Origin of the sequence: Spirosoma sp. KCTC 42546 (assembly GCF_006965485.1) — a bacterium.
Classification (GTDB): Bacteria; Bacteroidota; Bacteroidia; order Cytophagales; family Spirosomataceae; genus Spirosoma.
Genome location: NZ_CP041360.1, coordinates 3,503,921 through 3,526,085 on the forward strand (window position 1 = coordinate 3,503,921; position 22,165 = coordinate 3,526,085).

Sequence of the window (22,165 nt, forward strand, 5' to 3'; positions counted from 1 at the left end):
GGAGTCATACACACAGCGAGGTCCACCGACATGGTGGACCTCGCTGTGTTACTACCGTTTAGTGTTAAAACAGGCTACCCGGGATTAACCAGACACAGACTCAGTTGCCCAGGCTGCCGGTACCTTTTGAATAACGGCTTCAAACTCTTCTGCCCGCCGTGCCCATGAGTTGTTTTTTGCCATGGCAATTCGTGCTTGTACGCGTTCGGGCGCATCATCAGCCAGGGCCTTTCGTAGCGCCTGTGCGAAATCTTCCGGACTAGCAGCTAGTTCAACTACACCAGCGAAATCATCGAGTAGTGAAAACGGAGTGGAAACAACAGGTAAACCAGCCGCTAGATACTCATTGATTTTTAGTGGGTAAATGGTATACGTATGCTCATTACAAACAAACGGAATCATAGTAGCCTTCATCTTCGCCAGCAATGGAGGAAGCTCGGCTGGCTGATGAGGAGGAGTGAAAACAACGTTTGGATAAACGGCTAATAGCTTCATAAAACTGGGCTCGTGAACTTCGCCAACAAATTGAAAGGTGACATCTGGCATCGTACGCACACAATAGCCGACCAACTCAAGGTTGATCCGATTATCAGCAGTCCCCAGATAGCCTACAATCGGTTTTTCAGGTACAGGTTCCTGTTGGGCTAATTGGTAAGCCTGATTAAATAACTCAAAATTGACCCCGTTTTTTACACAATAGGCATTCGGTTGCAGAAGCGACTTGGATCGGCGAAGGGTTTCGGATGTAGTAACGACAGCATCGACTTCCTGGAGATAGTCTGGCTCGTAGCGGCTCCCGTGCCGACTCATCCAGTTAATAATGGTTATTTCGTCGAAACAGTAATAAATAGTGGCGCACTCGTTAAGCTGGTGTAGCATAGGAAGCCCAAACACCGGATTCAGTCCATTAATGACCAGTGGGCGGGTCATGTTCAACTGACTCATCACACGTCGAAGCCCTTTTATCAATCGGTTTACATTTTGCTGAACCAGTAAGTCGTGTGCTTTGGGAGACATCCAGTTGACAGGCAACATTAACGGAGGGGTCCATACATAGACCTCACTGCCATTGGCAAAGGTTTTTTTGAGGAGCGGATTCTTTAAGCGAACGGTTTGCCGGACGGGCATATCCTGACGACCAGCTACACCCATTGCCCAGTCTTTGAGGGTATATTGATAATCGACGTACAAAACCCGGTGCCGAACCGATAATTCGGTCATCAATTGCACCACAGCTTTCTGAAAATCACCCTCCCAGGTTGTCTGGCCGAGGCAAACTATACTATCAAACTGTTGCATGTACGCAAGAAATAACGACCTTTCTTCAGATGGACGAGAGCATTTAACAAAATCAACAGGAGTAGACAAGTTTGGATTACGCTATGCCAACACACACGTGAGCAAGATTCTGTATGATAAAAATACGTCTTTACGAGCTTAATACAGATAAGCAATTATACTTAATTTGGGAATCTTTTTAACGTTGCCAAAGGAGGTACTTGTATACTCAAAGGTGTATTCTGATCCCTTCGAATATTGCATGCATAAGTTATACTATTGAGTAAGAGGAATTTGTTATTTATTTAGAGAATTGGCATACACAGTGAGTAGCTTATTCGCAGTGGCCTCCCATGAAAATAAGGCGGCTCGTTTCAAGCCCTTGGCGCGTAATTCAGCGCGGAGAGTTGGCTGTTTGATCAGCCGATCAATGCCTCTTATCATCTCTTCTACCGAATTCGGGTCAACTAATAAAGCGGCATCACCTGCTACTTCGGGCATCGACGATGTTGAGGATGTTAATACCGGTGTGCCACAGGCCATAGCTTCCAGGATTGGCAGGCCAAAACTTTCCCGCAATGAGGGGCATAAGAAAATTGTAGCGGCATTATAGACCAGTGGCAGGATATAATTCGGTATATAGCCACACAAAATAATGTCGTTGGCCAGCGATTCTCCGCCAATCTCGCTAAGCAAATCAGTCAGGCTGGCAGCAGGTAAATTCGAGATCACGACTGGAAGCGAAAGCTTACCCTGTTGTTTGAGCCCCAACAACGCTTTTAATACGCCCTTGACATTCTTTTTAGGGTCTGTATTGCCTAGGAAGAAAATAAATTCTTTGGGCAGTTTATACTTTAATCGGACAATGTCAATCTGTTCTACATCATCAATGACATGAAACTGATTGCTCACCGCATTCCAAATGGCAACTACCCGTTCTGGAGACAGGTGAAGGTGGTCTACGATACGTTGTCGTTCAAAATGAGAAACGGTTATAATACGCTCACACTCCGCTACAATTCGTGGCACATTCCAGCGTCGGTACTGATTTCCAAACCGTTGATACCAGCTACCAGCCCGCAGCGGTTGGTTTTCCAGGAAAATAATATCATGAAGGGTTAGCACCAGTGGTACTGAACAGTGTAGCGGAGCTGTATTGGCCGTGCAATGCAGTAAGTCAATCCCATATTGTTTCACTGCCCTGGGCAATGCATATTGTTCCCATACCGGATAGGGGCCACCAGGCAGTTCTACAATTTCCATGTTTGGCGCACTTGGTAACCCATCCCTATCGGCATCAGGCTTTACAAAAACAACAAACTCGTGTTGTGAACAAGTGGCTAACGCTCGAATCGTTTCGAGCGCTACGATGTCCATGCCGTGTTTATGGGGTCGTAGGAGACGTTGTGCTTCGATGCCGATTCTCATGCTAGTTGCTTTGGTGTGTCCCACCGTTCGCAGGTGGTAAATAGAAATGAATTGATAAACAAAATGGTACTGGTTGGAAACTGACCCAGGATTGGATTGGTGTAGCTGACGACGCAAATGCCAACGAATTCGGCCAGGAGGGCAATCATGATCATGGCCACCCACGGGTCTTTGAGCTGCCAGACTTTTAAGGTGCCAATGAGAATGAAACCAAAAAGCATGAGTAAGTAAACCGTCAGGCCAACAACACCCGTTTCAATCCAGATTTGAACATACCAGCTATCGGTAGGTATCTGGGACGCAAAGTGGTTAGGTGAGAAGCGTTGCCCGGCACCGGATGAGGTACCGATGCCCGCGCCGAATGGCTTGTCTTTCAGAAAGTTCCGAAGCTTTTGCTGGTTTTCCAGGCGCACTAAAAACGAGGCATCTTCAGTAGGGTGCAGGGCCGAGCGAATACGCCAGATTTGATAAACAGAGTCGCCAATATGTGTAAAGAGCAGAATAGAAAGCACGGGTACGGCTACCATAAGCCCTCTTAGAATGTGTAGTGGATTTCGCTTCAGAACGAAATACGTAGGGAAACCACCGATTATGACAAATAAGGCTCCCCGGGTTCCAGAAACGGCAAACCCCCAGAAAACAATAAGGGCCAGAACTACATAAATAATACGGTTCAACCAGGAGTTTGTCTCAAAGAAGAAGATAAGACAAATAAGAGTTACCCCCGCCATTTCAGAACCAAACTGACCCGCATCGGAGTAGAAGGAGAAACTGCGGAGTTGACCCCATAGAATGTGTTGTTTCTCAGCACCTGCGGCCAGCCAACGGAGTTCGGCGGGTTCCAGGCCGATGTACTGCTGTTTGAATCCCCATAAAGCCGCCAGAAACGACCACACAAGCCATAGGATGCAAAGCCATTTAATGTCTCTTTTTGTAATCGGATTCACCGAAACGATAATAGCGATCAGGAACCAGCTTAATGAAAAGGAACGGGCGTGGTAAAACCAGGAGGAGGGGTGCGGATGTTCCGGATTAAAGTACTCCAGAATGGTAAACGACAGCCAAACGATCAAGATCCAGAACGCGGGCCGCCGGAGCCGCGTCCAATCCATTCGTTTTCCATTCAGGAACGTACTCAATAAGGTTAATACGAGTATTCCATCAAGGGCCGTACCAACGGCAAGCTCGACAGTAAGAAACCGAGTAAAGCCGATTAGAAAACTAAAATTTACATACGCCAGCAGCCCGATTCGCGGTTCAAGCAATATAGCCACTACCAAAATCAAACCAACAGGTACACCCACCGTCATCAGAGCACCCAAAACGCCCCACGAACCAATCAGCCAGCCTGCAAGCAGAGCAAACAGTAGACCCAGCAACGGTAAAACCCAACGGTTTTCGCGCCATGGGTCCGTGGTAAAAATCGTATGGTCAAGCGTGGTCTTCATTAACTCGTCATTTAGCTACTATGCCTGAGGTTTAACTAGCTTATTTACTGGCTCACACAGGTTGCAGAGCGTTTTTCTCTGAAACCTGTCGATTTGCATAGAACCCGATCAGGGCATTGAGAAAAAAAACAGGAAGTATACTTATTAGACTCAAGTGGAAAAGAGGAGTCACCAATACACTTTCTGTGCTTCCTAACTGCGTGGACCAGATTACCGTTGATAGAAAAATCAGCGAGGGGGAAAGCAAATAGATACGTCCCAACGCATATAGGGCTATAGGCGTACTGCTTAACATGAGTGACTTAATTGCCTGAACGAAAGCCTTACTGTGATTGTGTGTCATTGCCTGTGCTGTGGTTAGAGCTTATACCGCTGATACACTTGTGGATGTTACATTCCAGAGTGCACCCTGGATAAAGGCTTTTGCGTGTTTTAACTTCCCGGTTATCGCGTAGGTAAACATGTGCTTGGGAAACACGAAAACGCCAAAGAATAAGTAGAAGACCAACCGCTGAAATGACGAGCAGTGCCGTCGCATAAACAGGATCCGATTGCGGGTTAGGTAGTAGGTTCTAAGTGTGCTATTCTGGCCAACCGAAGCCGATTCTTTATGCAGAATAGATGCGGTTGGTTGGTAATAAATAACAAACCCAGCATTTCGGATACGCTGCGACCAGTCGAGTTCTTCGTAATACAGAAAGAAACGTTCGGCAAAGCGGCCCACCTGCTCCACAACCTGTCGGCTTACCAGCATAGCACACCCATGAGCAAAGTAAGTTGGGTGGGGCTGGTCAAAGCGGCCGTCATCTTTCTGATTAAAACCAATAGCTGTTGCCGTACCTGTGTACAGATTTATCGGGTTATACCCCGCATACTGCACCAACTGAGGTGCATCAAAGAACTTGATTTTAGGGCAGGTAACGCCAACCTGTTTATTTTCACGGAATGGCGTTAGTAGTTCCTCTAGTACAGTTGGTGCTAGCTCAGTATCATTATTGACAATGAAGAAAAAATCACCTTTTGCTTCCTGTATGCCTAGATTGTTTCCACCCGTAAAACCTAGATTGACTTCACTTCGAATTAATCGGAGGTGCGCATACTCAGCCGGATCAAGATAATCGCTTAAAAGCTGGACAGAGGCATTATCGACTACAATAAGTTCATAGTTAGGGTAGGTTAGCTCCTTTACCGATTCCAGAAATTGGCGGGTTAGTTCAGCCTGGTTGTAGTTGATCGTAATGATCGACACGAGAGCCGACTCGCCGATGCGCTGCCCGCCATCGCCTATACGTTCTCTTTCTGCCATAAACTGAAAAAAGTCCTCCAGATTATCTGAAGGTCTGTTTTAAAGGAGAAGTTATTTGTGTATTCAATATCGAGTAAGGTTCGCTCCCGGTCAGACATTGGCCCCTGACCCTTTGCGCGCTTTTTTACCTGCCACAGGCCCGTTAAGCCAGCTGGGCCCGCAAATCGTTTCGCAAATTCATCGGAGGTCAGCTTTTCTGCTTCATAAAGCGGTAATGGACGATTGCCAACTAAAGACATATCGCCCAGCAGAATATTGACTAATTGGGGGAGCTCGTCAATGCTACTGTTCCGCAGGAAGGCACCAAATCGGGTAACGCGAGGGTCATTACGGAACTTCATGAACTTTGCTGAACTTTCTGATTCCTCCAGATATATTTTTTCGCAGATCGACCGATTATGGTCAATCAGTAACCGTTGGCAAGACAGGCCCTGCTCTTTACAGGTGCTACATAGCTTTTCTGCCCCGTTGAGATGTACTCCCTCGACTTTAGTCTGGGTATAAATATTTTGAGAGGCTAATTCATTAAGCAACTGGTCAGCTTTAACACTCATGGTTCGAAATTTGTACATATCGAAGACATGAAAATTTGCTCCGGCTCGCTTTGATCTGTAAATGATTGGACCTCTGGAATCCAGGAAAATAATCAGTGAGACCAGCAGCATGACGGGAGATAACAGAATCAGGATCGTCAGCGAAACGCTGATATCGATGAAGCGTTTCCACCAGGGCAGGCGGAAATGATGAACAACGGTGGGAGAAGTACCAGTTTCACGGAAGGCTCGAACCTGGCTATTTAAACCAAGGTAATAGTCTATTTTTGACTGAAGCTTGTAGTTCTCTTCATTGATGACCAAAATATCTGTAACGCCTGCCACCAGCGTTGTCTTTAGTAAGTGGGTCTCTCCAAAGCGACAGGTAACCAGAAAAGGAACCAAGCGGTAATCATCCTTATTCCGGACGATTGTTACCATAGCTTGTCCGCTATTTTTATCGGAGATGATTAGGTCTACTTTCTGGCTATCGGTTAACCATTTTTCTGCATCTTTCCCCTCTCTAAATCGCACTATTGAACAGGTTGCCCCAACAATGGTTGCAAGCCGGTTGGCGATCAGATCGTCTTCCATGACTAATAAGACACAAAACAATGGCATTCGTTTTACTTAAAATTGAGTTGTATGAACGTCCGGTGATTGCCGATTCGGTGGTAGTATCCTCCACTGTGGAACGAGTTGTTACCAGACAGAAAATAACCGATGATACCTTAAGAATCTCTTAAGGTGACATGCATTAATTTTTATTTTTTCTCAAAAAAATCCCAGAAATGTAGAGGTGTATTGATCAGATTCAGCTTGGGAGTGCTTTTGTGAGTTGACTTAATTTGCTGACATACGCTTTCATGATTAATTGAGTAAATAGGTAGCTGAGTTGAGCCAGCATACCATCTCAATTAATCAATAAAACTAGGCGCTTTGCGGTAGTGCGTAGCTGCCGAACAGCATAGAAAGAATCCGGGATTTTTGTTGCCAGAATGGCTTAGCGTCGGACTGTACCGGTGCAGGTACTAATCGTCTCTGAGGTTCCTCAATCGGTGAATCTGCGCGCCGTAATAGAGCGTGTAGTTTGGCTTTAACTTCAAGCGGATTAAATGGCTTTGACAGAAAAGCATCAACACCTTGCTCCAGACACTGAATTCGAGTAGCACTGTCAGGTACATTTGAGAGAATAACCACAGGCGTTTGAGACGCTAATCGGCTCATCCGAATAAGCTTGGTTAATTCCAGACCATTAAAGAATGCCAGGTCAAGCTCTGTAAGTACACAGTCAAATCGATTACCCTGGATTAACAGGCGGGCTGCTTCCTGCCCGGTACTAGCCACTGTAATCTTAAAATCTTTAGTAAGCGTCTGTACAAGTATATCAACCACGTATGGATTTTCGTCCACGATAAGTAAGTGGTGCTTGGCGTTCATTTTATTAATATTTAAAATTACTTATGGGTTAGATTTTGAATTTTTAGACTAGGTGGCAAATCGCTGGTTACTTTTTATACTAAAAAAAACCGCCACATCAACACTTACCATACCGGCCATGTAGGCTGAATAAGCAGTTAATGAAAGTCGGTTGGGATTATGTTTTATTAAAATAAATAGCTGATAATTAGACTACTAACTGTTGTGTTGGTGGTAATTTGTAAGCCATTACGGTTGGCCCACTCATCGGGTAGGGTCAAACTGAGTAAAATCCAAAATTGATTAAGCGGTAGGTAGTTTATCGAAGTTTTAATGCCCTTTAATCCTATCAACTGGCATTATTAGCCGCTAACAATCTCTGCTCACCCTGTCCATTTTGCTACAAAGCCGTATCTTTGGACTATGTATCAGTTGATTTTATGAACCAAACTACCCCTTTCCAACCGCGCTGGCAGACCCGCCTGCGCCCACACCTGATTGCTGTACTAGGATTACTCGTGCTGGCTATTATGTACTTCTCGCCGGTTTTATCAGGGAAGACGCTATCTATGCACGACGTACAGGAAGCGTCTGCATCAGCGCGCGAAATTCGTGAAATCACGCAGCAAACGGGCGAGAAGCCACTCTGGACTGATGCTGTTTTTAGCGGCATGCCAGGCTACATGATCGACTTTAATTACCCCTATATTCTGGTCTATAAAGCCGTAATGGGCGTCGTTAACATACTGCCAAACACGGCTAGCATCATCTTCGTGGTGATGCTGAGTATGTATATTCTATTAGTGGTCCTTGGCTGTAATTCATGGCTCTCGGTACTTGGAGCCGTTGCCTACGGATTTGGAACGTTCAGTATTGTTAGTCTGGAAGCAGGGCACGTTTCAAAGCTCTTTGCGCTAGGCTACGGAGCGGGCATGTTAGCGGGTGTGATTCTGGCGCTTCGGGGACGGTACTGGTTTGGCGCTGCACTCATGGGTTTCTTTATGTGTATGGAACTGGGGGCCAATCATATTCAGATCACCTATTACCTATTTATGACAATTGGGCTGTATGTACTCATTGAGAGTATCGCTTTGATTCGGGCGGGGAAAGGCCGTCAGCTTGCTTTTGGTTTGGCAACGCTGGCAGTGGCCGTTGCCCTGGGAGCCGGGAGCTTTGGCAAGCGTTTGCTGGTGCTGAATCAGTATACGAAAGAAACAATTCGGGGAAAGTCAGAACTGACCGCTAAGACAACCAATCCAGATGGTAAGGCACCAAGTAGTGAGTCGAAAGGTGGGCTGGATAAAGACTATGCATTTAGTTATAGTTACGGTAAAGCCGAAACATTGACATTACTTATCCCAAATGCCGCTGGAGGAGCTTCGTCCGGGGGAGGGTTGTCTACGGATTCGGAATTTTATAAGGCCATGACGAGCCGGGGTATTGATCCATCAGCTGCAAAACAAATGGCCGAACTGGGCGCACCAACCTACTGGGGCGACCAACCCATTGTAGGCGGACCTGCCTATGCAGGGGCAGCGTTGTTGTTCCTGTTTGTATTGGGGATGTTTGTTATCCGTGGGTCGATCCGTTGGTGGCTCATCAGTGCAGCTTTACTGATGATTATGCTGGCCTGGGGTAAAAATCTGCTGTTTTTTAATGAATTTCTATTTGATAATCTGCCCTATCTGAACAAGTTCAGAGCCATGACCATGGCTCTTTGTCTGGCCCAGTTATTTTTTGCCGCCGGTGCTGCATTAGGGCTTCAAACGATAGTTAATCAGAAATTGACCTTTGCTCAATTGCGGCAACCGCTGTTGATTAGTCTCGGACTAACGGCGGGTGTTGCGCTTGTTTTAGCAATAGCCGGGGGGGCATTCTTTTCGTTCCAGTCGCCAAATGACAGCCGAATTTTATCCAGTATTTTCGGTGAAGCAGGTAAGGAGTTTCAAGGTGCTCTTATTAGCGACCGGCAGAGCCTTCTACGCTCCGATGCATTCCGGTCTATAATCCTGATTTTGTTGGCTGCTGGCGCCGTCTGGCTGTTTATCACCGATAAAATCAAGTCGGTAATCTTTTATCCGCTGGTGCTGACAATCGTTGTTTTTGATTTGTTCTTGGTCGATAAACGCTTTCTGAACAGTGCCGATTTTATCTCAAAAACCGTAGCCAGCGTTCTCTTTGAACCAACAGCTGCCGATCAGCAGATTTTGCAGGATAAATCCCTGGATTACCGCGTATTTGATCAGACAGGCTCCTTTATGGAAACCAACCGAACGTCGTATTTTCACCGATCCATTGGGGGGTATAATACGACCCGATTACGGCGCTATAATGAGTTGATCAACTTCGCTTTTCAACCAAATACGCTGAATATTCTGAATATGCTGAATGCAAAGTATGTTATTCAGCCTGGACAGCCTGATCCGGCCAATCCACAGCAACAGCCTGCCGGTCCCGTTGTTATTCCCAATCCCGAAGTGCTGGGCGCGGCCTGGTTTGTAGGAACCGTACAACAGGTAGCTAATGCCGACGAAGAAATTGCGGCCATGAAAACACTGAACCCACGCGATTCGGCCGTGGTTGATAAACGATTTGCTCCTGAGCTTGGTAATTTACCAGCTACGATGGATCATACGGGTAGCTCAATTCAATTGACGAGCTATCGCCCTGACAAGTTAATTTACCAAACCAATGCTACCCGCGATGGGCTGGCTGTTTTCTCGGAAGTTTATTATAGAGGAAATGAGGATTGGCAGGCCTTTATTGACGGTAAACCTGCTCAGCATCTTCGGGCCAATTACGTGTTACGAGCTATGCGAATCCCAGCGGGTAAACACACGATTGAGTTTCGGTTTGATCCGCCCTTAGCCCGTACTGGCGATACCGTAGATCTGGTATGCAATGTATTATTACTTCTACTAATCGGCTTTGTTATTTTCCATGAGGGCCGTAGCCGACGTTCTGAATCAATACCTGAGCCGGACCCAATTGTACCTGTTGTACCGGAACTGCCCATAGCTACTCCGCAGCCAGCAAAAACGACGCCACCGCAACGCAAGACGGGTGGTGCGAAAACACGTTGATTGAGTAATATACTGAAGTTTACACATCAACAAAAAAGCATCGCTGTTTTCAATAGCGATGCTTTTTTGTTGATGTGTATTGTATTAGGCTTGGGGCTCTGGTTCCGGTTTGGAAATCTCCGATTTTGGTGCTGTTGTTTTGGCAACAACTCTAGGACGACTAATGCCATATGAACCTCTTGCAATCTTTCCTTTGCGGGACTTTATATCGCCTTTACCCATAATTTAACCGGCTTTAGTTTACCGTATCTGGTTACTACGTGTAAACCTACCCGTTCGTTCATTCTGGGAACTAGGAACTGGTTATTTTAGCGCTCGAGCCTCAACGCCTTCAACGGTAATTTTGACGGGTTTAATAGCGCCCTGGTCGTCAAAATACATACGGTCGATGCACGTTTCACGATGGTTCCCATCCGTTTCGGTTAACGGACGCCGGTGGTAAACGATGTACCACTCATCCGTTCCGGGTACCTGAATAACCGAATGGTGGCCTGCTCCGGTGGCTACAGTAGGATCTTGTTGCAAAATCTTACCAACCCGCTCAAACGGGCCAAAGGGGGAGTTGGAGACTGCGTAAGCAACAGAGTAGTTCGGCCCAGTCCAGCCGCCTTCAGACCACATAAAGTAATACTTTCCATTCCGGACGAACATGGTGGGGCCTTCAACGTATCCTTTAGGCGTTATTTCTCGAAATAGTGTGCCGTCAGCGAATGGAAGCAAACCCGTGAAGTCGTCTTTTAAGCGGGCAATATTACAATGGCTCCATCCACCATACAGCAGATAATATTGACCGTCTCCATCTTTAAATACGTACTGGTCAATGGGTTGTGCACCATTATGAATCTGTCCAACTAAAGGTTTGCTCAGATAATCGCGGAATGGGCCAGCTGGGTTGTCTGCAACGGCCACCCCAATGCCACCCACTTCTTTTTTATCATCATGAATGTCGTTGGCCCCAAAGAATAAAAAATACTTACCTCCCTTTTCGATAATGGCTGGAGCCCACATGGCCCGTTTTGCCCATTTTACTGCCGTTGAGTCCAGAATTCGGCTATGTTTGGTCCAGGTGACTAAATCCGAGGAGGAAAAGGCATCGAAAAATATCTGCTGGTTGTAGGGTGCTGAGTAAGTTGGGTAGATCCAGTAAGTTTTTCCAAAAATAACTCCTTCAGGATCAGCGTACCAGCCCGGGAAAACTGGATTGCCCGCTCGTTTTACCGACGACTTTGCGGGTTGAGCCAATGAAAATGTGGTGCATAGAATTGATAAAAGAAGGAGAATGCAGAATCGTGAAAGCGACATAGGGTATAAATTGAAAACTGATCTGTAAAAGTAAAACTGAATCGGAAACTTGTGGCATTATAATTGGTCAACTAGTCAGTAAGGCATAAAGTACTTACTTATAACCTATCGTGTGCCTTGCTGATAATCACGCTTTGGTTTAGGCTGGTTATTATGAGAACTGATTATGGTTAATACAGGGTAGGCTTGTTTTACTTTACGCGTGAAGTACGTACTCAAATACCATCTAAGTAACTTAGCAAAGTCTGTCGGATTCGCCTTTTTAGGGAGATAAATTTGTAGTATAGCTACATTTAGTTTATGAAGAATAAGTAAACTTGTCAATTTCATTGTTTTTGTATTCCATTTATCAAGAAAGGAAAAATAAATAGCTGTAGGGCCTTCTACTAAATAATTTATTTACTTTTTTTGGTAGTTTTGTTAATAAATGAAATCGAGTTATATATTGTCTTGAATTTGCTATAAGCGATTTTTATGAAAATAAGGCAAGCGAAGTTTTCGAGTACTAGTTGGGACGCAATTTCTGAAACTCCTGGCTTTCTGCCTGAGAAAGCATCATTAGTTTTGGCATTCGGTGAGCGAAAGCTGTTAGAAAAGACAGATCCACATGAGTATTTAAAAGAGCAATACCCCAATGCTCAGATTATCATTAACTCTACATCTGGAGAAATTATAGGTGAAAAGGTTTATGATGATACGATAGTTGTTACGGCCATTGAATTTGAAAAGACAACGGTCCGGACTGTACAGTTTGATATTAGTAATCATAAGGAAAGCTATGCGGTCGGCGAAAAACTGGCCCGCGCTCTGGATGAGGAAACTTTGTTAGCCATTATTCTCATATCGGATGGTGGTGTTGTGAATGGAAGTGAGTTAATTGAAGCGAGTAATCGATGGTTAAGCCACCCAGTTCCTGTTATAGGCGGTCTCGCTGGTGATGCAGGCCGTTTCGAGCGAACCCTGGTTGGGGCCAATCAAAATCCGGTATCTGGTAAAGTAGTGGGCATTGGGCTGTATGGTACTGATTTGAAAATCGGTCATGGCACAATGGGCGGATGGGATGTATTTGGCCCCGAACGTGAAGTGACGAAGTCCGTTTATAATGAATTGTACCAGATTGATGACCGGGATGCCTTGGACTTATATAAAGATTACCTGGGAAGATATGCTGAAGGACTACCTGGAACAGCATTGCTTTTCCCCTTATCTATTCGTATCTCGCCCGATTCTCAACCGCTTGTGCGAACGATTCTGTCGATTAACGAAACCACAAAAAGTATGACATTCGCTGGCGATATACCGGAAGGGGCCTGTGTTCGGTTTATGCGGGCTAACCTGGACCGACTGGTGGAAGCCTCGGCGCTAGCCGCTCAGAATGCGCTTACTCAATTAGGAAAAACGCCCGAACTGGCTATACTCATTAGCTGTGTTGGGCGTAAATTGGTATTAGGGCAACGTACGGAAGAAGAAGTGGAAGTTGCAAGTGATATTTTTGGTAATCAACTCTATATGACGGGCTTTTATTCGTATGGCGAAATCGCACCAGCCGGACCGGCATCACCAGGAGAACTTCATAATCAAACCATGACTATAACTATCCTTTCTGAGCAGTAAATTATGGAAGAAAGTAAGTTACATAAAACACTGGCACGCCAAATTCACCGGCATTTGACAGAAGAGAGTTTGCAGGACAAGAACTTACAACAGTTTATACAGGCAGTCAATGAGTCTTACCAGAGTTTTGATCGTGACAAAGAATTGCTGGAACATTCAGCTTTAGTGAACGATCGGGAGTACACAGAAATAAATCAGAAGCTTAAGGAAGAAGTTAGTCAGCGACGTCAATCTGTCGAAAAACTGATCGGCGCAATTGAGTTAATTGAAGTGCCGGAAGGGGATGCCATTGCTGATTTTGACCCTAATAATCTAGTCGGTTTGGTTAATTTTCTGCAGCGTCAGATTGAGTACCGAAAAACAATTGAAGCCGAATTGCGGCAAGCTAAAGAAGTAGCTGAAAATGCTACGCAGGCTAAGTCGGATTTTCTGTCGATGATGAGCCACGAAATCCGAACACCGCTGAACGGAATTGTGGGTATGACGTACCTGATGTTGCAGGAAGAAGTGCCTCCGTCAATGACAGAAAATCTGAAAACGCTCCAGTTTTCAATCGAACATCTTCAGGCTTTAATCAACGATATTCTGGATTTTAGCAAGATAGAAGCCGGCAAAGTTGAATTGGAAGAGATTACGTTTGACTTCCGGCAACTTGTATCAAACATTAAACGGGCTCAGCAGGCAAAAGCACAGGAGAAAGGGAATCGGATTCGGTTAATGATTGACGATGACATACCGAATGCCCTAGTTGGTGACTCACTTCGAATTGGTCAGGTACTCACAAATCTGGTATCGAACGCCATTAAATTTACCCAGCAGGGAACCATTTCTATTGAACTGGCGCTTGAGCATCGAACAGACGATAAAGCTTCTATTTATGTGTCTGTACAGGATACAGGGATTGGTATTGCACCAGACAAACAGGAGGCTATCTTCACTATGTTTACGCAGGCCAATTCAGCAACGACCCGTAAGTTTGGTGGAACAGGACTAGGCCTTGTTATTACTAAAAAACTGCTGGAGCTGTATGGAAGCGCCATTCAGGTAGAAAGCCAGGAAGGTAAAGGAGCCACATTCTCGTTTACGCTGAATTTGCCAATTAGTACAACCGCGGCTCCAATTGTATCTGTAACGGATGCTGTTGATGATAAAACCCTGAAAGGATTACGGGTATTATTGGTAGAAGATTACCCCGTTAATGTGAAAGTGGCTTTAAAGTTTTTAAATAAGTGGGGGATTGAAGTGGATACCGCAGAAAATGGGCTTGTAGGGGTCAACAAATGCAGGGACACACAATTTGATTTGGTATTAATGGATTTGCAGATGCCCGTCATGGATGGGTATACAGCCGCGGCAGAGATCAGAAAAATGAATGCAACAATTCCAATTATTGCACTGACCGCATCCGCTACATTTAGTAACAGAGATCGAGCAGTTCTTGTGGGTATGGATGATTACGTTACAAAGCCGTTTAACCCAAAGGATTTATTTAATAAGATCGCTAAATACAGCCAACGCCAGGTTAATATTTAGTGACTTATATACGCTGGCTTAAACGATTCTGTGGATTTTGTAGCTGCTTTTGGGCCCTATAGAATCCACAGAATCGTTTAAGTCAGAAAAGTTGAAATTATTTAGTTCATAGTTAACCAGAGTAGTTGATTAGTATGGCAGATTCTGATTCGGTTGTTTCTCATGTTATTGATTACCAACGCCTTAATGAATTATACGATGGAGACACTGAGCAGATTGCCAGCCTATTTGAACTTTTTCTAGACGAAACGTTCCCGGATTTCCAGGATATTGACACTAAAATAGATCAACATAGTTGGCCTGAAGTTGCCAGCCAAGCTCACAAACTATTGCCCTGGGTGGGTATGGTTGGCTTAACTACATTAGAAACCAACCTAAGGAGTATAGAAGCACAAGTGGCAGATGGCGCTGGTAAAGAAGAGATTCTGGCTACCTGGAATCAATTTAAAACCGGTCTTAATCAGGCTATACCCCTAATTCGCCAGGAGTTAGTTAAATTGACTAGCTAATTCCCTGCCATGGCTGGCTATGACTGTTTAGCCACTTGACTTTCTATACTTGACTTATCTGGCGTTTCTGTGTGTGGTGTATGTAAGAATTTTTTGCCAGCCTGTTTAATTTTAAATAAACTGCGCATCATACTAAAGATCAGAGCAGGTAATACAAAGAAGTCGCGTATGGAAATTTTGCGCCACAAATAAAGAGGTATGGATACGGCTAAGCTAAATGACAGCAGACCAATCAGTCCCGCAGATACCCCTATAAATGTGGGATTGGCAACGACCAGGTTGATAAGGAACAGCAAAAATACCGAAACGAGCAGGAGGGTTCTGGGTAATAATAATGATTTAACCAGAGCATTAAAGGCATGTTTATTGCCAAGTGCCAACTGCCGCATGCCTACCCCAAAATATTCTTTAATAAAATAGACCTGAGCGGCTGTCCAGCGCGTACGCTGCCGCTCAAACACGGCAATATTCTGGACCTTTTCATCAAATATAAAGGCTTTGTGTAAATAGCCTATTTTGATGCCAGCGACCAGAAGAAGCATCTCCAATTCTTTATCGTAGCCACTAACGGTCTGTATCTGATTCATGGCTCGCTTCATAATCGCGGGCTCGAAACCCATGCCTGAGCCAATAAGGGTAGCCGATAGACCGAGTGCCCGCTGACCTGCCCGAAATAAGTTATTGTTTACCTCTTCATTCATGGCATCGAAAATAGCCACACTCGTGTTGGTATTTTTGGCCACCCTGTGGCCCTGTATGGCCCGCCAGCCTTCCGAAAAAGCCTGATTTATGCGCTGTAAAAAATCAGGCGCCATGTGATTATCCGCATCAGAAATAACAATGATATCATAAAGCCCTTCCGGAAGCGAATTTAGCGCATACGTAATAGATTTCTGGACCGTCGATTGCTCAAACTGCACGGGTATTACTTTAATTGGATAGGTAGCCAATTGCTCCAGGGTCTCAGGGCGAAAGGAATCCGCAATTACGATTAGATCATACCAATCTGTAGGGTAGGATTGTTTTAAATTGGCAACTACTGATCCTAAAATGACACTGTCTTCTTTGTAGGCTGGAATAAGTACAGCAATACGACGTAGTGGATTACCCTCGGTGACCATCGAGTCATCTGCATGGCCCAAACGGCCCGCAACTGCTGAAATGAAGATGTATAAAACGTTGAATAACAGATAACTAGTAATGATAAGTAAAATGAAATTAATCATAGTATATCTTTTTCCGCGTGTCTGGTAATTTTTTACTATTTAAAGACAATTTAAGATACAAAATTACAATAAACTAATCTTAGTTTATCTTTTTTTAGTTGAGTAAATAAAAAGTTACTCGAATGGACTTATGTAATAATGAAGTTAAGTTGTAAATTACGAGGATTTTACACAAGCAGTTGATTGAAAGGGCACTGACTGCAAATCAGCAGCTTAGGTTCGTTCTAGACGTTGTCTCCGGCAATAAAAGTGCCAGAAAATCAAGATGTAATTCATACCATCCAGTTCAACAAAACACCATAAAAATGAAAAAACTTCTATTTTTCATTAGCCTATTCTTTGTAACAGCAACCTTTACAGTTCTGTCCCGGTCGTCCGGGCGGATGTGGACCTTAGTTCCAAACAAACTAGCAGAGATGCTTGGGCTGGTTGAACGCGGTAACCAGTTTATTGTTAGTTCGTTACCGGGCCATGTGGAGGCAGAGAGTTACGACTCTATGCAGGGACTTCAACTTGAAACAACCTCGGATGTAGGCGGGGGGCAGAACATCAGTAGTATAGACGATGGCGATTGGCTGGATTACTCGGTTAGTGTCCCTCAGGATGGCGTTTACTCCTTTAAGTTTCGGGTAGCCAATGGCTGGGGCGATGGTGCCAAGCTCGAACTGCGTAAAGCAGATGGTACGGTACTTACGTTCCTTGACATTCCCCGCACAGGCGGTTTGCAAAGCTGGCAGACCTTTGGAGCAACGGCTCACCTGACGGCCGGTAGCCAGATGCTGCGGCTGTACGTGGTAAAAGGCAACTGGAACCTGAACTGGTTCGAGGTATCGGCAAGCCAGAGTTTACCTGGTAAAATCGAAGCTGAGTCGTTTGATGTGGCCAGTGATGTGCGGCCAGAAACCACCTCGGATGACGGGGGCGGGCAGAATCTGGGCTACATTGATGATGGCGACTGGATGGATTATAACGTCAGTGTGGCTTCGGCGGGAGAGTATGTTTTCCAGTTCCGGGTTGCCAACAGTTACGGCAATGGGGTCATTTATATAAAAGCCGAGGATGGTACCACATTGGGCAGCGTGAGTGTACCCCGCACCTATGGTTGGCAAAACTGGACTACCATCAGCACCACGGCGACCTTACCCGCGGGCAGCCAGGTGTTGCGTATCTACACCAATCCAGGTACCTGGAACTTCAACTGGTTCAGCGTTACGCAAAACGGGTCCGCGCTACCCGGTCATGTAGAAGCTGAGGATTACACCGCCATGCAAGGAATGCAGCAAGAAACCACGTCGGACGTAGGTGGTGGACAGAATATAAATAGCATTGACGATGGCGATTGGCTGGATTATAACGTAGCGGTAGCGTCGTCAGGCATTTATTCCTTTAAATTTCGTGTCGCCAATGGGTGGGGCGATGGTGCCAAGTTCGAGCTGCGCAAAACCGATGGTACAGTCTTAACATCTGTCGATGTGCCCCGTACGGGCGGTTTACAGAACTGGCAAACTCTTGGAGCCACGGCTCACCTAACGGCCGGGAGTCAGAAATTGCGGCTGTATGTGGTAAAAGGTAACTGGAATCTGAACTGGTTCGAGGCCGCAACTAGCCGGAGTTTACCGGGTAAAATTGAAGCCGAGTCGTTTGATATGGCCAGCGATGTTCGGCCAGAAACCACCTCCGATGACGGGGGCGGGCAGAATCTGGCCTATATCGATGATGGCGACTGGATGGATTATAACGTCAGTGTGGCATCGGCCGGGGTATATACCTTCCAGTTCCGGGTGGCCAATAGCTATGGCAATGGGATCATTTATATCAAATCAGAAGATGGCAACACGCTGGGTAGTGTAAGCGTACCTCGTACCTATGGCTGGCAGAACTGGACTACCGTTAGTACCACAGCTACCTTACCCGCAGGTGGTCAGGTTTTGCGCATCTACACCAATCCAGGGGCCTTTAATTTCAACTGGTTTACGGTTACGCAAGGGGGCGCTGTGCTAAGTCCTGCGGTTATAACGTTTGGAGCACTGCCCAATAAAACAGTTGGCGATGCGGATTTCAATCTGGTGGCAACAACGAACAACACCGAAGTGCCAGTCACCTTTACGTCGTCTAATCCATCTGTTATTGCCGTTTCCAATACTAGTGGTGCCTGGAAAGCCTCGGTTGTGGGTGCCGGATCGTCGGTCATTACAGCGTCGCAGGCGGCTTCGGCCTCCTATCTGGCGGCTACCAATGTTGCCCAAACGCAAACGGTTACCTCTTCAACCGTAACTTCTTCTACGGTTGTAACAGCTAACCAGAAAATTCCGATTGATGCCAAACGTTGGTATCAGCTCAATAACGTCAGCAACGGGTTGGATGGCTTGTTCGATGGGATTACGGACGTGAACGTTGAAACCGGTTGGGGAAAGGTATTACCCAGGTACGATGCGTATTACCCCTTGCTGGAGGGCGAGTCGATGACGATTGCCAGTCTTAAATTCTACGACTTTACAGGCGACTTTACGAGTAACCCAATGACCTTGTCGATCATTACCGATCAATGGGAGCGGATTCAGATTGCCACCTTCACCGGCGATCAGTATGGCGGCTGGGTTGGCCCTTATCCGGATCGGTCAACAAGTGGAGACGCCAGGTTTAAACTGGATCAACCCATTACGAATGCGCGTTATCTGGTTATCAATACCTACGGGGCTTTCCCAACAGAAATGGAATTGTATGGTTCCTACACCCCTTCTGGGCAAACCTTTACACCAGCTTTGGCAAAATCGGTGAAGCTAAAGGATATGTTAGGGGTCAATGCCTACGAGTGGAACTTTGAGGATGGCAATACGCCCTGGCAGATCAATGAATCGAAAATGAATGTTGTGAAAAGCTTCTCGGGCATCAGGCATTATATGGATTGGAACAAGCTGGAAGCCAACGAAGGCGACTATTCCTACAATCCAACCCTAAGCGGTGGCTGGAATTTTGATGCCATTTACGAACGCTGTAAGGCCGAAGGTATCGAAGTCTTGGCCTGTCTGAAAACGATTCCGGACTGGATGGCGAATACCTATCCGCAGGATCAGCGGGATGGCGAAAATGTTCCGTTGCGCTATGGGAAGGATTTTTCCGATCCTTTGTCCTATCTGGAACAGGCCAAGGCGGGCTTTCAGTACATGGCTAGGTATGGCAGTAATACCAACGTAAACCCGGCTCTGGTGAGTGTGAACACAACACCACGCTGGACGGGTGATAACCCCAATACCGTTAAAATAGGGCTGGGCCTGATCAAGTACATCGAATGCGATAATGAACGCGATAAGTGGTGGAAGGGTAGAAAGGCGTATCAGACCGCCCGTGAATATGCCGCTAACCTGTCTGCTTTTTACGATGGTCATAAAAACACAATGGGACCTGGTGTGGGTGTGAAAAATGCCGACCCGAGTGTGAAAGTGGTCATTGGCGGATTGGCGTCAGCATCCAGCGGCTCTGACTATGTGAAGGGAATGATCGACTGGTGCAAACAGTATCGGGGCTATAAGCCAGATGGCACCGTTAACTTATGCTGGGATATCATTAACTACCACATGTATTCCGATAATACATCGTCGTCACAGAGCGGAACATCGACTCGGGGAGCTGCACCCGAGGTGACACCGATTGATCGCATAGCCGATGACTTCCGGCAAACGGCCCATCGGCAATCGTACGATATGCCCGTCTGGATTACGGAGGCTGGTTATGATGTCAACCAGGGAAGCCCAATACGTGCTATTCCAATTGGTGCTAAATCCGCTCTCGAAACCCAGGGCGACTGGATTCTACGGACGGCTTTACTCTACGCCAGGAAGGGAATCGAGAAGTTATTCTTCTATCAACTCTACGATGACAACGGAACGGGTGGCATGTTTGGAACCTCCGGCCTGGCCAATGGGGATGATGTAAGCCGCCGGCCAGCCGCCGATTATCTGTATCAAACCAAGAAACTTTTCGGCGAATACAGCTACAAAGAAACTACCCACAGCAATCCAATTGTCGACCGGTACGAGAAGGATGGCAAATCGGCCTATGTGCTGGTCGTTCCGGATGAAATTGGCCGTACAGCCCTGTATACACTGGATTTGGGTACTGCTACACAGGCACAAATTTACAGGCCTAAAGTAGGTAGCAATGACATGGAGCTGCAAACGGTCAGTACAGATCAGGGTAAACTACTCCTTACAGTGACTGAAACGCCGATGTTTGTTGTGGCCGGAACGGTAGCACCGAATGCCAGAATTGCGGCTACAACACCAACCGAGGGGAAAAGCCTGGCTGAGTCCGTTCGGGTCTTCCCGAACCCAACGGCCAGTTATGTGAGCATTCAGGCCGAACGGGTAAGTGATACGCCTTTGGAAGTTACCCTGTTCGATGCGGGCCTGGGGCGCTTACATCAGACAACCAAAATTTCTAAAACCGGAAATGCCTTCTCTGAAAAGATCGATTTGTCGCAACTGGCGGGTGGCGTCTATATCCTGGAAATTAAACAAGACGGCGAGCGGGTATTACAGAAAGTGCTGAAGGTTAATTGACGTAACAGGGTAAAAATTTTAACCACAGAGGCACAGAGAACACAGAGTTTAAGAGATAAAAAGCAATCTTTTAAAACTCTGTGTTCTCTGTGCCTCTGTGGTTAAAAAAATAAAACTCACTTCGCTTTGTTCGAGTCGAGCCGCATGAAGTGAATATCGTAATTGAATTTCAAATGGCGGTATAGGTAACGATAGGTTGCTATAAACGGATTTTTACTAAAGGTCCATCGCTTTCGATGGATGGTGCTGGGCTCTTCCTGACTATTTTTCTGGTGAAATAGTTGCTTGAAGTTGTTGTAAAATAACCCTTTCCCTTTTTTCTGAATAAAGGAAATACTCATTCGGTATTCGGTCTGGTCAGGATGGATATCTTCCACATACCGGCCGAATTTGGCAAAGAAAGAGCTTCTGCGCAGGTGCGGGTGGTCGCTGTAAAAGTAGAGTTTCTTGTAATTGATTGCCCAGGGCGGAATGAACATCTCCGAAAACGAAGCGTCATACTGTTTCATATATGGGTAGCGCATGTAGGCGTAAAACCGGATAATATCAAAGCCAGGTTGTTGGGTCATAATGGCCAGTGCGTCGACCAGCTTGTCCGGGAATTCGGGCATAGGCTCAAAATCTTCCTGGATATACAGCGTGTACGGGGTCTTAACGGCGTCTTGCCCTTTGTTTATGTTATTGCCTAATCCTCGGTTTACGGGCGTTGTAATGAGTTGAAAACCAAAGGTTTTTTGAAGCTGGGTTAGGTGCGTTACGTGCGGTTCTTTACTACCATCATCCGACACAACGATATCGCCAAAGCAACAGTTGAGCCTTTTGAAAGAAGTTAATAGGTTTTCCAATGAGTGGCTACGATTGTAATGGGTAATCAGCAGCGTGACATTGGGGAAGTCGTAGGTCTGTGTCATTGGTAAGTTAGGTAGG

Annotated in this window: 15 protein-coding genes; 5 read left to right on the forward strand and 10 right to left on the reverse strand. The window is 45.9% G+C overall.

Annotated features, from left to right (window positions below; genetic code table 11):
• Nucleotides 1–84: 84 nt before the first annotated feature.
• From EXU85_RS14275 to EXU85_RS14300, 6 genes are all read right to left on the reverse strand, one after another.
• Complete coding sequence (locus EXU85_RS14275) at nucleotides 85–1,299, reverse strand: glycosyltransferase (RefSeq protein WP_142772732.1); 1,215 nt, start codon at nucleotides 1,297–1,299, stop codon at nucleotides 85–87.
• 276 nt (nucleotides 1,300–1,575) lie between these two features.
• On the reverse strand, nucleotides 1,576–2,706 hold the full coding sequence (locus EXU85_RS14280; RefSeq protein WP_142772733.1) for a glycosyltransferase family 1 protein: 1,131 nt from the start codon (nucleotides 2,704–2,706) through the stop codon (nucleotides 1,576–1,578).
• Nucleotides 2,703–4,154 carry an O-antigen ligase gene (locus EXU85_RS14285; RefSeq protein ID WP_142772734.1) on the reverse strand — a complete coding sequence of 484 codons (1,452 nt, stop codon included), beginning with the start codon at nucleotides 4,152–4,154 and terminating at the stop codon, nucleotides 2,703–2,705. Before EXU85_RS14285 ends, EXU85_RS14280 begins: the two co-directional genes overlap by 4 nt.
• Nucleotides 4,155–4,518: 364 nt before the next feature.
• Nucleotides 4,519–5,460 carry a glycosyltransferase family 2 protein gene (locus EXU85_RS14290; RefSeq protein ID WP_142772735.1) on the reverse strand — a complete coding sequence of 314 codons (942 nt, stop codon included), beginning with the start codon at nucleotides 5,458–5,460 and terminating at the stop codon, nucleotides 4,519–4,521.
• On the reverse strand, nucleotides 5,439–6,587 hold the full coding sequence (locus tag EXU85_RS14295) for a sugar transferase (RefSeq protein WP_142772736.1): 1,149 nt from the start codon (nucleotides 6,585–6,587) through the stop codon (nucleotides 5,439–5,441). Before EXU85_RS14295 ends, EXU85_RS14290 begins: the two co-directional genes overlap by 22 nt.
• A gap of 336 nt (nucleotides 6,588–6,923) precedes the next feature.
• Nucleotides 6,924–7,433, reverse strand: coding sequence for a response regulator transcription factor (locus tag EXU85_RS14300; protein ID WP_142772737.1), 510 nt, complete (start codon nucleotides 7,431–7,433; stop codon nucleotides 6,924–6,926).
• A gap of 419 nt (nucleotides 7,434–7,852) precedes the next feature.
• On the opposite strand from EXU85_RS14300, the gene EXU85_RS14305 reads away from it, so the two are divergent.
• A complete protein-coding gene (locus EXU85_RS14305) occupies nucleotides 7,853–10,495 on the forward strand; it encodes a YfhO family protein (RefSeq protein WP_142772738.1) in 2,643 nt (880 codons plus the stop codon).
• 84 nt (nucleotides 10,496–10,579) lie between these two features.
• On the opposite strand, the gene EXU85_RS14310 is transcribed toward EXU85_RS14305, so the two are convergent.
• A complete protein-coding gene (locus tag EXU85_RS14310) occupies nucleotides 10,580–10,717 on the reverse strand; it encodes a 30S ribosomal protein THX (RefSeq protein ID WP_142772739.1) in 138 nt (45 codons plus the stop codon).
• A gap of 81 nt (nucleotides 10,718–10,798) precedes the next feature.
• A complete protein-coding gene (locus EXU85_RS14315; RefSeq protein ID WP_142772740.1) occupies nucleotides 10,799–11,797 on the reverse strand; it encodes a glycoside hydrolase family 43 protein in 999 nt (332 codons plus the stop codon).
• A 474-nt stretch (nucleotides 11,798–12,271) separates the two neighbouring features.
• Between EXU85_RS14315 and EXU85_RS14320 the strand changes: the two genes are divergently transcribed.
• The 3 genes from EXU85_RS14320 to EXU85_RS14330 all read left to right on the forward strand — a co-directional run bounded on the left by EXU85_RS14320 (nucleotide 12,272) and on the right by EXU85_RS14330 (nucleotide 15,453).
• Nucleotides 12,272–13,411, forward strand: coding sequence for an FIST signal transduction protein (locus EXU85_RS14320; protein ID WP_142772741.1), 1,140 nt, complete (start codon nucleotides 12,272–12,274; stop codon nucleotides 13,409–13,411).
• Nucleotides 13,412–13,414: 3 nt separating this feature from the next.
• Nucleotides 13,415–14,944 (forward strand): ATP-binding protein, encoded by a 1,530-nt coding sequence (locus EXU85_RS14325; RefSeq protein ID WP_142772742.1) that lies wholly within the window; start codon nucleotides 13,415–13,417, stop codon nucleotides 14,942–14,944.
• A 134-nt stretch (nucleotides 14,945–15,078) separates the two neighbouring features.
• Nucleotides 15,079–15,453 (forward strand): Hpt domain-containing protein, encoded by a 375-nt coding sequence (locus EXU85_RS14330; protein ID WP_142772743.1) that lies wholly within the window; start codon nucleotides 15,079–15,081, stop codon nucleotides 15,451–15,453.
• Nucleotides 15,454–15,470: 17 nt separating this feature from the next.
• On the opposite strand, the gene EXU85_RS14335 is transcribed toward EXU85_RS14330, so the two are convergent.
• Nucleotides 15,471–16,679: a glycosyltransferase family 2 protein gene (locus EXU85_RS14335; protein WP_142772744.1), complete on the reverse strand. Its 1,209-nt coding sequence runs from the start codon at nucleotides 16,677–16,679 to the stop codon at nucleotides 15,471–15,473.
• 305 nt (nucleotides 16,680–16,984) lie between these two features.
• Between EXU85_RS14335 and EXU85_RS14340 the strand changes: the two genes are divergently transcribed.
• Complete coding sequence (locus EXU85_RS14340; protein WP_142772745.1) at nucleotides 16,985–21,238, forward strand: carbohydrate-binding protein; 4,254 nt, start codon at nucleotides 16,985–16,987, stop codon at nucleotides 21,236–21,238.
• A 116-nt stretch (nucleotides 21,239–21,354) separates the two neighbouring features.
• On the opposite strand, the gene EXU85_RS14345 is transcribed toward EXU85_RS14340, so the two are convergent.
• On the reverse strand, nucleotides 21,355–22,149 hold the full coding sequence (locus EXU85_RS14345; RefSeq protein WP_142772746.1) for a glycosyltransferase: 795 nt from the start codon (nucleotides 22,147–22,149) through the stop codon (nucleotides 21,355–21,357).
• Between the last annotated feature and the right edge of the window lie 16 nt (nucleotides 22,150–22,165).

Excerpts from the sequence above, each read along its gene's own strand:
- EXU85_RS14345 (WP_142772746.1), bottom strand. The coding sequence starts at position 22,149 with ATGACACAGACCTACGACTTCCCCAATGTCACGCTGCTGATTACCCAT.
- EXU85_RS14310 (WP_142772739.1), bottom strand. The coding sequence starts at position 10,717 with ATGGGTAAAGGCGATATAAAGTCCCGCAAAGGAAAGATTGCAAGAGGT.
- EXU85_RS14320 (WP_142772741.1), top strand. The coding sequence starts at position 12,272 with ATGAAAATAAGGCAAGCGAAGTTTTCGAGTACTAGTTGGGACGCAATT.
- EXU85_RS14330 (WP_142772743.1), top strand. The coding sequence starts at position 15,079 with ATGGCAGATTCTGATTCGGTTGTTTCTCATGTTATTGATTACCAACGC.
- EXU85_RS14285 (WP_142772734.1), bottom strand. The coding sequence starts at position 4,154 with ATGAAGACCACGCTTGACCATACGATTTTTACCACGGACCCATGGCGC.
- EXU85_RS14335 (WP_142772744.1), bottom strand. The coding sequence starts at position 16,679 with ATGATTAATTTCATTTTACTTATCATTACTAGTTATCTGTTATTCAAC.
- EXU85_RS14305 (WP_142772738.1), top strand. The coding sequence starts at position 7,853 with ATGAACCAAACTACCCCTTTCCAACCGCGCTGGCAGACCCGCCTGCGC.
- EXU85_RS14295 (WP_142772736.1), bottom strand. The coding sequence starts at position 6,587 with ATGGAAGACGATCTGATCGCCAACCGGCTTGCAACCATTGTTGGGGCA.
- EXU85_RS14290 (WP_142772735.1), bottom strand. The coding sequence starts at position 5,460 with ATGGCAGAAAGAGAACGTATAGGCGATGGCGGGCAGCGCATCGGCGAG.
- EXU85_RS14340 (WP_142772745.1), top strand. The coding sequence starts at position 16,985 with ATGAAAAAACTTCTATTTTTCATTAGCCTATTCTTTGTAACAGCAACC.
- EXU85_RS14315 (WP_142772740.1), bottom strand. The coding sequence starts at position 11,797 with ATGTCGCTTTCACGATTCTGCATTCTCCTTCTTTTATCAATTCTATGC.
- EXU85_RS14325 (WP_142772742.1), top strand. The coding sequence starts at position 13,415 with ATGGAAGAAAGTAAGTTACATAAAACACTGGCACGCCAAATTCACCGG.
- EXU85_RS14275 (WP_142772732.1), bottom strand. The coding sequence starts at position 1,299 with ATGCAACAGTTTGATAGTATAGTTTGCCTCGGCCAGACAACCTGGGAG.
- EXU85_RS14300 (WP_142772737.1), bottom strand. The coding sequence starts at position 7,433 with ATGAACGCCAAGCACCACTTACTTATCGTGGACGAAAATCCATACGTG.
- EXU85_RS14280 (WP_142772733.1), bottom strand. The coding sequence starts at position 2,706 with ATGAGAATCGGCATCGAAGCACAACGTCTCCTACGACCCCATAAACAC.